The 13,775-nt window shown below is 43.6% G+C and carries 12 protein-coding genes; 1 reads left to right on the top strand and 11 read right to left on the bottom strand.

Going from position 1 to position 13,775, the window contains the following annotated elements:
• Positions 1-53 precede the first annotated feature (53 nt).
• The 4 genes from lpdA to GSY63_RS12180 all read right to left on the bottom strand — a co-directional run bounded on the left by lpdA (position 54) and on the right by GSY63_RS12180 (position 3,786).
• Positions 54-1,475 carry a dihydrolipoyl dehydrogenase gene (gene lpdA / locus GSY63_RS12195; protein WP_243749212.1) on the bottom strand — a complete coding sequence of 474 codons (1,422 nt, stop codon included), beginning with the start codon at positions 1,473-1,475 and terminating at the stop codon, positions 54-56.
• Positions 1,476-1,602: 127 nt separating this feature from the next.
• Positions 1,603-2,466, bottom strand: coding sequence for an SDR family oxidoreductase (locus GSY63_RS12190; protein ID WP_166586079.1), 864 nt, complete (start codon positions 2,464-2,466; stop codon positions 1,603-1,605).
• A gap of 597 nt (positions 2,467-3,063) precedes the next feature.
• Positions 3,064-3,642 (bottom strand): Crp/Fnr family transcriptional regulator, encoded by a 579-nt coding sequence (locus GSY63_RS12185; RefSeq protein WP_166586078.1) that lies wholly within the window; start codon positions 3,640-3,642, stop codon positions 3,064-3,066.
• A 6-nt stretch (positions 3,643-3,648) separates the two neighbouring features.
• Positions 3,649-3,786: a hypothetical protein gene (locus GSY63_RS12180; RefSeq protein ID WP_166586077.1), complete on the bottom strand. Its 138-nt coding sequence runs from the start codon at positions 3,784-3,786 to the stop codon at positions 3,649-3,651.
• Positions 3,787-3,929: 143 nt separating this feature from the next.
• On the opposite strand from GSY63_RS12180, the gene fabF reads away from it, so the two are divergent.
• Complete coding sequence (gene fabF, locus GSY63_RS12175) at positions 3,930-5,174, top strand: beta-ketoacyl-ACP synthase II (RefSeq protein ID WP_166586076.1); 1,245 nt, start codon at positions 3,930-3,932, stop codon at positions 5,172-5,174.
• Positions 5,175-5,330: 156 nt separating this feature from the next.
• On the opposite strand, the gene GSY63_RS12170 is transcribed toward fabF, so the two are convergent.
• The 7 genes from GSY63_RS12170 to GSY63_RS12140 form a co-directional block, all read right to left on the bottom strand.
• Positions 5,331-6,485 (bottom strand): acyltransferase family protein, encoded by a 1,155-nt coding sequence (locus GSY63_RS12170; protein ID WP_166586075.1) that lies wholly within the window; start codon positions 6,483-6,485, stop codon positions 5,331-5,333.
• A 143-nt stretch (positions 6,486-6,628) separates the two neighbouring features.
• Positions 6,629-7,372: an SDR family oxidoreductase gene (locus GSY63_RS12165; RefSeq protein WP_166586074.1), complete on the bottom strand. Its 744-nt coding sequence runs from the start codon at positions 7,370-7,372 to the stop codon at positions 6,629-6,631.
• Between the two features lie 49 nt (positions 7,373-7,421).
• Entirely contained in the window at positions 7,422-8,972 is a 1,551-nt protein-coding gene (locus GSY63_RS12160) for a DHA2 family efflux MFS transporter permease subunit (protein ID WP_166586073.1), read from the bottom strand.
• A 116-nt stretch (positions 8,973-9,088) separates the two neighbouring features.
• Positions 9,089-9,691: a TetR/AcrR family transcriptional regulator gene (locus tag GSY63_RS12155; RefSeq protein WP_166586072.1), complete on the bottom strand. Its 603-nt coding sequence runs from the start codon at positions 9,689-9,691 to the stop codon at positions 9,089-9,091.
• Positions 9,692-9,747: 56 nt separating this feature from the next.
• Positions 9,748-10,773, bottom strand: coding sequence for a DUF6807 domain-containing protein (locus GSY63_RS12150; RefSeq protein WP_166586071.1), 1,026 nt, complete (start codon positions 10,771-10,773; stop codon positions 9,748-9,750).
• Positions 10,774-10,885: 112 nt separating this feature from the next.
• Entirely contained in the window at positions 10,886-12,241 is a 1,356-nt protein-coding gene (locus tag GSY63_RS12145) for a Gfo/Idh/MocA family protein (protein WP_166586070.1), read from the bottom strand.
• Between the two features lie 75 nt (positions 12,242-12,316).
• Positions 12,317-13,696 (bottom strand): 3-keto-disaccharide hydrolase, encoded by a 1,380-nt coding sequence (locus tag GSY63_RS12140; RefSeq protein ID WP_166586069.1) that lies wholly within the window; start codon positions 13,694-13,696, stop codon positions 12,317-12,319.
• Positions 13,697-13,775: the final 79 nt, after the last annotated feature.

Below are 13,775 nucleotides of genomic sequence, written 5' to 3'. Positions count from 1 at the left end.
TTGCCTAAAAAGACAAACCGGCTCAAAAAGAAAAATTAAGAATATAATATATGTCAGATATTAATAGCGCCCTGACCAGATGCGATCAGGTAAGCATCTTTTAGTGCTTCCGAATAAGTTGGGTGAGCGTAGCTAATGCGGTACATATCTTCGGCAGTAACTTCGTACTCCATACCCACGACAGATTGTGCGATAACATCGGCAGCACGAGGGCCTATGATGTGTACGCCCAACACTTCGCCATATTTAGGCGATACGAGTACTTTTACAAAACCATCAGTATCCATCGAAGCCCTTGCACGCGCACTGGCCGAATATGGAAACTTGCCTGATTTATATTCTATACCTGCAGCCTTTAATTGCTCTTCGGTTTGGCCTACAGACGCAACCTCTGGCCATGTGTAAACCACACCGGGAATTAAATTATAATTGATATGCGGTTTTTGCCCGTTTATAACTTCAGCCACAAAAGTTCCTTCGTCCTCAGCTTTATGGGCTAGCATTGGGCCATCAATAACGTCACCTATAGCATAAATATTTGGCACATTAGTTTGCAGCTGACCGTTCACTTTTACTTTGCCATTTTTCTCCGTCTCTATACCAGCGGCTTGTAAATTCAATCCATCGGTATAAGCACGACGGCCCACAGCAACCAGAACGTAGTCGGCGGTAATTTCCTGTTCTTTACCGTCTTTATCTAAAAATTTAACGGATGACGATTCGCCCAAGTTAGCAGCGGATTGTACTTTACTGCTTAGCAACATTTTGATGTTTAGTTTGCTCAAGGTTTTGTATAAAGCCTTGCCTAATTCGCGGTCCATAGTCGGGATCAGTGAATCGGTATATTCTATAATAGTAACGTCAGTGCCGATACGGGCGTAAACCGAGGCTAGTTCCACTCCGATTACACCACCGCCAATTATGATCATTGATTTTGGCTGGGCGGGTAATGACAGACTTTCTGTTGAAGTAATAATGCGTTTTTTATCGATAGTTACCCCAGGTATGCTCGATGGTTTTGAACCTGTTGCAATAACAAAATATTTGCTGGTAAGTACGGTCTCCTTACCATCAGCAGTAACTTTTAAATGGGTATTATCTACAAAGCTACCCAGCCCTTGGTGAACATCGATCTTGTTTTTTTTCATCAGGTAGATCAGCCCCGAAGTATTTTGGCCAATTACCTCACTTTTGCGTTTAATAAACTGGCCGAAATCTAAACTGATATCGCCGTTTAGGTTGATACCATGTGTTTTAAACTGCTCTTTAGCCTGGTGAAAATGTTCGGTACTATCCAATAAAGCCTTTGCGGGGATACAGCCCACATTGGTACAGGTACCACCCAAAGTATTATATTTCTCCACGATGGCCACTTTGTAACCCAATTGCGAAGCCCTGATGGCACCGGTATACCCACCTGGACCGGAGCCTATATATACTACATCATATTGATTTTCCATGAGTTTGCTTTCCATGATTTGAATTATGTAAGCAATATATCAATAAATGTACCGATTGGTATATTATGCCATTTTAGCAGAGTTATAAAACAACAAAAGCTCCTGACATGCAGGAGCTTTTGTTGTTTTGCTTAATTGGTAATTATAAATTAAACCCGTAATTTTTAGCCCATTTATCTTTAATGTTGGCACGGGCATCAATAAACTCCTGGTCGGCACCCAAAGCAACGGCATCCAGCGGGAAACGGAGCGGACGGGTACCTTTTGGTTTCTCAATCAGTTCCAAAATACCATCGGCAATGGTTTGCGGGTTCATGTTAAAATCGGCCATTTTACCAAATAGAGCTTGCCCCATTGCGCCGAAACGGTCGCTTGCTTCTTCGCCATAATCTGCCAGTATTTCAGGTTTATCAGCGTTTACTCCAGTTTTGGTACCATTCGTCATTTCGGTTGGATAAACTCCTGAAGGGATCGACACATTCTCGATGCCGTAGGGCTTCAACTCTAGCTGAAAACCTTCTATCAACGATTCCATTGCAAATTTAGAGGCCATATAGGGCACCATAAACGGCAGCGTAAAACCGCTGGCACCGGTAGAGAGATTAATGATCAACCCATCTTTAGCGGCACGCATGCCCGGCAGCACAGCCTGATAAGTACGCAACACACCGTAAAAATTAACCTCGAAAAGGCTTTTCACCTGGTCTATTGTGTAACCTTCTATTACACCAAAGCCACTTAAACCAGCGTTGTTTACCAGCACATCTATTTTGCCATATTTATCCAAAACTTGGTGTACGGCGTTATTTACTGATGCATCATTGGTTACATCTAATTCGGCTACTTCTATATTAGGGATGGCATTAAGCTCACCAGCAGCTAGTTGGTTTTTGCCTGTAGTACCACGCATACCTGCAATAACTTTATAGCCTGCTTTAGCTAAAGTGATGGCGGTTAACTTACCCATTCCTGTACTTGTTCCGGTTATTAAAACTACTTTTGACATGATTTCTATTTGTTTTTGTATTACAAAGTTGCAACGCAAACAGGTTCCGGAACGTTGATATTTGGTAAGAAAGAAATTGATAAATGTCAAGAAAGAATACTTAGGCTTACTGGACTATAATGCAAGGCCAGTAAATGTTTGAAGGGGTTACGGTTGCATGAATGTTAGTCTGCTCATGGCCGCAGGGGCCTAGTCACTTTTTCTTAGACAAAAAGTAACCAAAAGTCAAGTCAAAAAAAAGCTTCCCCACACAAGGCCAACGCAAGGCCCGCTTTTCTGACAGGCCACCGCTCTGAAAAGTTAACCCGACCAACCACTATCTTATCATAACTGTCTTCATGTGGCCTCTTGATTTTCGGATGGTACCGATCCTGCCTAAGCACTGCCTTTAACAGAAAATAAAGCAGCCACGAGTTTTTCTTTGGTTACTTTCTTTTTTCGGCAAAAAAGAAAGTGACATCCACTGACGGTTCATAAATCACCCCACCCTCCCTAATGAAAAACGGATTCTGCGCTATTTAGGGCAGTGCTAATCGTCTGAGATTGCTTCGCTATCGCTCGCAATGACGCGCGGTAAAACTAACGTGGATTCCATGATTACTTCTTCGCGCTAACCTTCCTAACCCTGCTCAAAGTTTCGGCGGTAACTCCCAGATAAGAGGCAATCATATGCTGAGGAATACGAACTGCAAAATCGGGGTACTTCTTCACAAAATCGAGGTACTTTTCTTCGGCCGTGTAACTGATGGAAGCATGGATCCGGTTTTGCGAGGCAACGAAACTCCTTTGGATAATGTCGTGCACCATGTCATTAAATACCGGTATTTCCTTGCAAATGAGATCAAAGTCCGGTTTGGCGATCAGCACAATTTCTGAATCCTCTATGGCATCCACGTTAAATTTAGCGGGATTGCCGGTTAGCAGACTTTCACGATCGCCGGTCCACCAATTTTCTTGGGCAAAACTAAGCACGTGCTCCAGGCCCTTGTCATCAACCGTATAAACTCTAACACATCCCTTTTGTATAAATGCGTTAAAACGCCATACATCGCCTTGTTGCAAAAGGTATTGCTTTTTGCGAAGTTTCTTTAAGGTAGCCACAGACGTGATCCGATCGAATTGCTCGTCGGTTAAACTGATACGGCTGTCGAGGTATTTTCTGAAAACTTCAAACACGATAATTTATTTTACAAAGAAAGAGATGATAAAAATACCCAACACGATACCCACAACCATAATTACGTAAAGCAATATCTCGTTGCCGGCAAATTGCTTGTATTTGGTCCAGAAACTTATGTCCAGCTTTTCTTTCTCTTTCATTAATGGCGGTTAAGAAATGGCTAAATTAGCGTTTTAAAGCAGGGTTTCAAACCTGCTAAATACCTTTACATTGGCGTTATATTTATATACCAATTGGTATTTTAATTATTTTGTACATTTGCGCAAATTTTTAAAATAACAACATGTTAAAAAGAGTGGTAGTTACCGGCCTGGGCGCATTAACCCCTATCGGTAATGATGTAAAATCATTCTGGCAGAATATCGTGTCAGGGAAAAGCGGTGCAGGCCGAATCACAAAGTTCGATCCTACCCTGTTCCGCAGTCAGGTTGCTTGTGAATTGAAAGATTTTAACCCGGCCGACTTTATCGATCGCGCCGATCTGAAACGCACCGATTCATTTACCCAATACGCTTACGTAGCTTCAGATGAGGCTATCAAAGATTCGGGCTTCGATTTCAGCAAAATGGACCCGTTTGATGTGGGTGTAATCTGGGGTTCGGGCCAGGGCGGGATGGAAACATTTGAAGAGCAGGTTACAGGCTTTGCTCAGGGCGATGGTCATCCTCGTTTTAACCCATTCTTCATTCCTAAAATGTTAATCAACATGGCATCGGGCATGATTTCCTTGCGTAATGGTTTTATGGGTATCAACTACACTACCGTTTCGGCCTGTGCTACCTCTAACACCGCCATTATGGATGCCTTTAACTATATCCGCTTAGGTAAAGCTAAGATCATCGTTACCGGTGGATCTGAAGCGCCTATTAACCAGGCATCTTTCGGTGGTTTTAGTTCGATGAAGGCCATGTCGACCAATAACGATGATCCTACTCACGCATCACGTCCGTTCGACATCAATCGCGACGGCTTTGTAATGGGCGAAGGTGCAGGTGCCTTAGTTTTAGAAGAATACGAACACGCCATAGCGCGCGGCGCACATATCTACGCCGAGGTTACCGGAGCAGCCATGACAGCCGATGCTTACCACATGACTGCTACCCATCCCGAAGGTTTAGGTGCGGCTAAAGCTATGCAATTGGCGCTAGGTGAATCTGGCTTAACTATTGCCGATGTAGATTACCTGAACATGCATGCAACTTCTACCCCTGTTGGCGACTTATCAGAGCTTAAAGCTATCCTGAACTTAACCAAAGGCGAAAAGAATAACATGCAGATCAGCGCCACCAAATCAATGACTGGCCACCTATTAGGTGCGGCAGGTGCTATTGAAGCGATTGTTTGTTTAATGGCTATTAAAGATCAGGTAGTACCTCCAACCATAAATACCGAAGTGCTTGACCCTGCCATTCCAGACAGCCTGAATATTGTGCTTAAAGAGGCCATCAACCACAAAATTGATGTAACCATGAGCAATACCTTTGGCTTTGGCGGCCATAATGGTATTGCCGTGTTTAAGAAAATGTAAGGTTGGAAATAGATATAAACAAAGAAGGCCCCGAATATCGGGGCCTTCTTTGTTTATATAATTGTCATTCAGAATGTAGCGAAGAATCTTATTCGCCGTGTAGGTTCGTTATGTTAGGTAAAGAAGATCCTTCGCTGGCGCTGGATGACAAATTAGTTAAATCACCTTTTTCACTCCCGGAATTTTCACAATTATAGCTGCCAGTAAAAAACTACAAACTACCACCAATGGTGCTACAAACAATAATTTAATGGCCGGGTCGATAGCCAGGTTACGGAAAGCAAGTGCCGTAGAAATAAGCACCAACGGATGAAAGATATAGACGCCAAACGTATAGCGCGACAAGTTCTGCAGCAATACAGAAGGCTTATTCCACAGCTTTTTGCCGTATGATAGCAGAGCTGTTATAATAGAAAAACCAATCAGTTGTTCCCAAACAGCATATAGTAAAGATTGCCAGTGCATTCCTCCGGAATACCATTCCAAAGGCGTGTTCATCACTACTTTAATTACATAAAAAACAGGAAAGAGTATAACGAGCAGAATTACCAGACGCGCCATTTGTTTGCCTGTTTTATCGGCCAATGTGGCAAGCCAGTTATTGTCGGCGGCTATTAAACCCACAATAAATAACACTATGTATTGCGTGAAATATGACAGTTGAAAACCAAGCGGCTTCAACACCCATCCCACAGGAAATACCGTTCTTACTAAAAAGCTTACTACCCCGGTGGCAATTGCAGCCAAAACAATGGTTCCGGTTTTAGGAACGGCGGTTGGCTTAAGCCTATAGTTTCCTGCAATTAATTTCCACAAAACATAAATCAAGGTAAATAGTAAAAGCGCAGCTACAAACCATAAAACGCCAAAATCTATCCATCCATCAAAGCCTCCGAGGTATTGCATGTATGTGATATGGTGGCCTTCGGCGAAGTAATAAACCAAATAGCTTAATATAGGCGATAGTACGAATGAATAAAACACCAAGGGTATCCCCAGCCTGATCAGCCTATCGGTAACAAAGCGGGCTGCACCTTTTTTTCGATAAGAAGATGGGATAAAGCAAGCCGACAAGAAGAAAAAGAAACCCATGAAGAAAGCCTGATTGATAGCCACGAACATAGTCATGGGGATAATGGCGCCAACATGAGTTGTTTTTTGGCTATAATACCAACCGCCAGGTGCACCATAGGTTATAAAAGTGTGGTGCAACACTACCAATACAGTAAGTACCACTTTGAGATGGTCTATGTAGACAATTTTCTTAGGCGGCTCGGGTATTAGTGCTGATGGGGAAGTTTGGGTTGACATGGGGGTTCGTTAGTCCCCTAAAATAAAGATAAAACCCTTATTATCAATTTTGCCATTCAGAACGAGGTGAAGAATCTTCTTCGCTATGCAGGTTGTTATGCTAAATAAAGAAGATTCTCCCCCGGCGCTCTGGATGGTAAGTATTATTCTCCTCTTGAGTTCAACACCAACAAAGCCTGTTCTGGCGATGAAAGATATAGTTTATACATATCTGCGGTCTGCCCCACGTAGATTTCCGGAGTATCATTTGTAAGCCCATCCAACAACTCGTCGGCTACCTGTTTCGGCGGAATACCATTATGGCCGCCTATTTCGGCAGACAGTTCGGTATCCACCAGCGGAGGCATTAATTCATAAACCTTAACACCAGTATCTTTTAACGCATAACGCAACGACCGTGTGTAAGAGTGTAGGGCAGCTTTACTTGCAGCATAGGTTGGCAACGATGCACCAGGGGCAAATACCACTATTGAAGTTACGTTAACAATAGCAGCTTCTTTTTGGGCACGCAGCACCGGTAATAGTTTTTCTGTAAGGCGAATAATGGCCAGATAGTTGGTCAGCATTTCGTCACTGGCTATGTCGAATGCCTTAGGGCTGTCGGCCAGGTGATGCACCACAGCGCGGCCTGCGTTGTTGATCAAAACATCCAGGTTGGGGAAGTTTTGATTAATATAGTCTACCAGTTTATTGGTGTCATCTTCGTTAGATACGTCGCCTTTAAAATAGCTTACGCCTTCAATTTGCGCTGCGGCCGCTTTTAGGCGGGCTTCGTCCCTACCGGTTATAATTACTTTATTGCCTTTTGAGGTTAATAGTTTTGCAGTTTCAAGTCCGATACCGGCACTACCGCCAATAATCAGGACTGTTTTATTACTAATGTTCATTTTGTTATTTGATTTTATATTGTTTGTAGATATGAATTGACTTTTGATATTAATGGTCGGACACTACCACGCCTGCAGGCAGCTTTTTAGCACGCTTCATGACAAATAATAAGAGCGGTAATGCAAGGGCAAAAAGCAAACCTATCAGAAAATAAGAATCGATATAACTCATTAAGGTTGATTGCTTTACAATTGACAGATCGATTACTTTTAAGGCTCTTATTTTGGCGTCAAGCAATCCGAGTCCCTTTTGTTGGAAGTAGTGTGTATAAGAATTAATGCGGTCGATATTGGTAGGATTATCAGTAGTAACATTACCGATTAGGTCTACTCGGTGCGAAGCAACACGACGTGCGGAATAGGTGTTAATGATAGATATTCCAAATGAGCCGCCTAACTGGCGCATCATATTGTTTAGTGCTGTACCCTGCGGCATATCCTGAGGTTTAAGTGATGACACAGCTAGCGTACTCAGCGGAACGGTTAACAAAGCCATGCCCAGCGCTCTGAAAATAAGCTTCAGCGTAATGTACCTGGCCGAAGTATCCAGGCTGATATGCGACATAGACCAATTGAAGTAAATGAAACACACAAACCCGATAAAAATGATCAACACCGGCGATACACCGCTTTGAAGCAACTTACCCGACACTACAAGCGCAAACACTGCCAATATAGCTCCCGGCAGTAGCAATACACCGGTTTCTGAAGGTGTAAAACCTAACAAACGCTGCGCAATTACCGGGGTTAAAAATATGGATGTAAACATCCCTATCCCGGTAATAAAGGTGAGTATGGCGGCCACGCTTAATGATTTACTTTTCATAACCCGAAGGTCAACAACGGGATAATCGATAGACAGTTCGCGGATGATGAAACCAACCAAGGTCACCACGGCAGTTATCGTTAACACAAGGATATAAGTTGCAGCAAACCAATCATCCGTTTGGCCGCGTTCTAATACCGTTTGCAACGAGCCGATACCGACTATTAATAACGCAATACCCCACCAGTCTATCCTGTTTATATTTGCTTTAATTGGCGATTCGGGAAGCAGGAAATAACATGAAATAGCCACCAGAATACCGATAGGTACGTTGATGTAAAAAATCCATGGCCACGAATAATTTTCGGTAATGTAGCCTCCCAATGTAGGGCCGATGGTTGGGCCAATAAACACACCAATACCAAACAAGGCACTGGCGGTGCCCAGTTTTTCTTTAGGAAATTGCTCATACACCACAGCTGCGGAAACCGACAACAGTGCACCACCGCCTAAGCCTTGAAAGAATCTGAAAAACACCAGCATCCAAATACTTGTTGCCTGCCCGCACATCAGCGAACAGAGTACGAATAGTATGATTGAACCGATATAATAGTTCCGGCGGCCCAGGCGGTTGCTTAAGAAACTCGTCATCGGAATAATAATAACATTGGCAATAGCGTAGGAAGTTATCACCCAGGAGGTATCCTCCAAGGTGGACCCCAGATTACCGCTCATATAGTTAAGTGCTACGTTAACAATAGACGTATCTATCAGCTCCATAATGGCAGCCAGGATAACGGTGAAGATGAGGAGTTGTCGTTTTAGAGGGTTCATATATTTTATACCAATTGGTATATTTTAATTTCTGCGTTTACTATTTTTCGTTCGTGATTGACGATGCAATATTAATACATAAAATATACCAATTGGTATATTTTATGTCAAATTTTTTAAACTTTCATCTGGCTTATCAGCACCTCTACTGTCTTCAGAACAGTATCCAGGTTAGCCTGACTATCGGTAGTTTTCGCAATCATGATGCCGCCCTCAATCAATGCAACTATTGATAAGGCTATTTGATTATGATCCAAACCTGCTTTAAACTCTCCGGCTTCTACCCCGGCTTGTATCAGGTCTTCAATTTTCTTCTTCCAGCCGAGTACTGCTTTGGCAGCACGCGCTTTTAACAGGCCGTTGGTATCATCGGCTTCAATAGCAGTATTCAATATGGGGCATCCTCCTTTAGGAAACACGCCACGCATATATTGATCATACACCTGGGCATAAACCATCAATTTATCATGGTAGGTTTTCACCTTATCCATACGTTGCTTAATGGCTTCCGAGACCTTGCCGTGGTTATAGTCAAATACACACAAGGCAACTTCTTCCTTATTCTCAAAATTGCCGTAAATACTGCCTTTGGTTAAGCCCGTGGCCTCGGTTATATCCGACATGGAAGTACCAGCATATCCTTTGGTATTGAAGATACCCGATGTAGTTTCGATAATAAACTGCCGGGTACGTTCTGCCTTTGATAACTGATTTTCCATAACACAAATATACCAATTGGTATTTTAAATAAAAGGATTATTATTTAATCTGACAATCATTTTGCAAACTCTGTCGCTAGCGCATTCAGTTCCTTTACTGAAGTAGTTGCTTTCCCATCTTCAATAACAATCCTATATCTAAAGGTTACCGACTCTCCCTTGTTTAAATGAAGACTCTTAGCGGATTTACCATTGGTAAAAACCTTTTCTCCCAGTGGATTTGCAGCAAACAACCCATACCCCCTCGCATGCCAGAAGGTAGGATAGTTCGGATTTTTAGGATGATCTATAATAGCAATACTCACCGAATCAGCCCCCATTTTGCCGTAAACTTTGCACCATACACCTCGTGTACTCCAGGCATCATTGCCTTGTTTGCCTTCGCTGGTGAGGTAATTGCCGTTGGCAATATGGTCGTCGCCGGCTTTTACCACGGTTACGTTGCCTTTATTATCAGTAAACTTTTGGTCTTCGGTGGCCGGAATTTGTAGCTCATGTGCAAGCCGTAGCCCCAGCATACCGTCTTTAGCATCGGTAAACAGACATTCTTTGGCGGCTTTCAGGGTGGTCACCCTGTCTATGATTCGGCGGTTAGCTGTTCCACTAAACTCAAAATGAGTAGTTTCTTCTAACTGGATTTCATTCTGTTGGTTTACCCAGTTTGCATGATAGCCCAGTTTGCCCAAACCTCCGCTGGAAGTTTCTAAAATCTTATCCGTTTTAATCCACCCATACAAATGCTTTTTATCAGCAGGTATGGCGTACGAGTTATTCCAAAAATCCAATCCGTTAAGGTTCTCAAAATTAAACCAGGTACCGATGTGATGTGGGTGATCAGTAGGCTCGCCCGGTTTCGGATCAAGCGGAAAGCCACGAGTAACTACCTCTCCATCGGCGGCGCGCAAAGGATAAAGCACGGGTTTCTCCAATGTGTCCGGGTATAGGAAACTGGTAAATGGTTTGCTTCCTATAGAAATGTCTACCCTGTTACCGGGTTGCATAACAATTTTCACCTGCTCCTTTCGCTGGGCAAACAGGGCAACAGGCATAGAGAAAAAGCAAATTAACAATCGAAACTTCATCGGCTAAAAATTAAATACCAACGCCAGTTGAGGCATTTCACGCTTCAAATATTTTTAATGGAGCGACTACGCTCAAGAGGCGGATTCTGTCTCACATCTCAAATCCAATACCTCACGTCTTAAATACTTTCCCGTTCACCATTACTTCCTGTGTTTGCTCATCAAACGTGGCTTTACCGCCTGTATGCGAGGCTGCTGTGGTCATAATGTTGGCTATAGAGTGCGCGTAACCTACATCTACTGGGGCATGAGGTTGCTGCCGGCTGCGTACACATTCCATCCAGTTACGTACATGATTCGAAGTCAATATATCGCCACCTGTATTGGCAGCAACGGCAACCTTGCCTGTATTAGCCAAATCCATTTCCGGTAATAGATTGGGTTTCATATTCATGTCAGCGGCCATTTTTTCGGTAAGCCCACCTCGTGGCGAAACTTTGTTGGTGTTTAAGTTCAGTTCACCACCGTTACTGTAGTAGATCTCAGCCGGATTTTCGTCGCCATTGTGCATACGTGAGGCGAACGTTACCTGGAAACCGGTCGATAGATCGTCCAGCGGACCGTAATCAAACACGGCTGTTATGGTGTCCCAGTTTTTACGTCCATCTTTCCACTTGTAAATGCCGCCGTTGGCTACTACACTTCGTGGATGTTTTAAACCGCTAAACCAGTGTACAGTATCTATCTGGTGGCTCATCCATTGCCCGGGCAAGCCCGAAGAATACGGCCAGAATAAACGGTATTCTAAATATTTCCTTGGGTCAAATGCTTCGTACGGACGATTAACCAAAAAGCGTTTCCAATCGGTATCCTGCTCTTTTAACAGTGCAACCAGCTCGGGCCTGCGCCAGCGACCGGGCTGGTTTACGTTCCAGGTAAGCTCAACCATAGTTATTGGCCCAAATTTGCCCGATTTGATAAACTCATCGGCCGCCATGTAATTAGCCCCGCTCCTGCGCTGTGAACCGATCTGCACAATTCGGTTAGTAGCCTTAACCGCTTTCAGAGCCGCACGATTGTCTTCCATTGTTTCTGCAAAGGGTTTCTCTACGTAGGCATCGCAACCAGCTTTAACGGCCTCAATGGTGTGTGTTGCATGTTGAAAGTCGGCTGTGCTGATAAACACCGCATCAACCAGTTTCTTATTATAGAGCTCGTCGTTGTTACGGCAGGCTACAATATCGTGACCCATTTTCTCTTTCCATGTAGCTACGCCTTCGTCGCGACGGCGGTTCCAGATATCGGATACTGCCACCACATCGAAATTTAGCTCCTTATAGTGATTCATGAAGCTGGGCAAATGCGAGTTTTTGTGCCGATCCGAAAAACCGACAACACCGATTCGTACCCTATCATTCGCTCCAATAATGCGCTTATAGCTCTGCGCCGACCAGCTCACTTTTGAAGCCAGAACGCCACCGCCAAGCATAGCAGTTTGTTTAATAAACTTACGCCGGGAATTTTCCATAAAGTAGATAATTGGTTTATTATAAGCCGCGGTGGTTAGCCGCGGCATTTAAATGTACAAAGTTTACTGTATAAATTACAGTTCTTTAATTTTTATGCTGCGGAAGGACACCTGGTTGCCATGATCTTGCAACAACAAATGCCCTTTGGGCGCCATGCCGAAGTTTGGCCATACCACATACTTGCTAATCTTAACCGCATCCAGAAACTCCTGAGAGCCGCGCACGTACTCCAATACTTTAACGCCATTAAGGTAATGCTCTACGCGGTTATCAGGATGTACTACAATACGTCCATTGTTCCATGCACCTATTGGGCGGATAAACCGTTTTTGTTTTTGGGCTGGGAATAGATCATATAACGACGCCAGCGTGCGGTCGCCATTACGGCCCAGTTTAGCATCGGGATGTAGTTCGTCGTCCAGTACCTGGTATTCGAGACCGATGTTGGAGCCATCGGTTTTCTCGGCAAGGGTTACAAAATATTTGAGGCCGCTATTTGCCCCGGGTGTCAATTTAAATTCGAAAGAAATGTCAAATGCACCATACTCTTTAGTTGTTACAATATCCCCTCCGTTCTGTGATTCTTTTCCTTCGGATGAGAGTACGGTCATTGCGCCATCGGTAAGCGTCCAGCCTTTTGAGGGAAACGTAGTGCCTTTGCCGCTCACCCACCCATCAGATGTCTTACCGTCGAACAAGAGCTTCCAGCCCGATTTTTCTTCATAACTGCTCAAATGATTTGGCACATAATCAACCACGTAAATCCCTTCGGGGAAAGCTGATGGCTTAAGGTTGGTGGTTTGTATTTTGATGTTCTTGAAATATACATTTTTGCCGGCTTCTTCAGGTTTAGTAACAGCGTGCACCTGCAGGCCGATGAAGCCTTTATAATCAACAGTATCAACCACATACGCAACCGGAATATTGTTAACCCAGGTTTTCATCTCGTTGCCGATACATTCGATGCGGATGTGATTGTATTCGCCAATTTTAAAAGCAGTTTTAGCTTCGGGATGTAAATCGAGTGGGTAAAGCCACTCCCGGCGGCCTTCATCATAAATCCCTCCCGACCAGGCACGCTCCGAAGGGTCAATTTCCACCTGGCGGCCGTATACCCGGTTGGTATGTCCAGGCGTATTAAAATGGCTTCGGGTTTGGATTCCAGAGTTACTGGTGGGGCTTTCTACTTTGGCATCCAGTTCCATTATAAAATCTCCGTACTCCTTTTCGGTAACCAAAAACGTATTGCCCGAATTGGCTACACTAGTACCTACAATTTCGCCATTTTGTACTTTGTAGGTGGCTGTTCCGGCTACGCGTTTCCAACCTTTAAGTGTTTTTCCGTCAAATAAATTTTGCCAGTTGTTAGTTGTTTGGGCTACGGAAGCGCAGGGCTTCGCCATTAAGAATAAAGCCAGCAGGATACCCGGCTTTACAAGCAGATTTTTTCTCATAAGTAGTAATAGGTTTTTTAAATTTAGTAATAATTATTATTTGCTAACTTGTTATAAACCAATTTTCCTTTAAAATTAT

It is taken from the genome of Mucilaginibacter agri (assembly GCF_009928685.1).
Lineage (GTDB): Bacteria > Bacteroidota > Bacteroidia > Sphingobacteriales > Sphingobacteriaceae > Mucilaginibacter > Mucilaginibacter agri.
The sequence above is the reverse complement of the archived record's forward strand: the minus strand, read 5'-3'. Positions and strand labels throughout refer to the sequence as shown.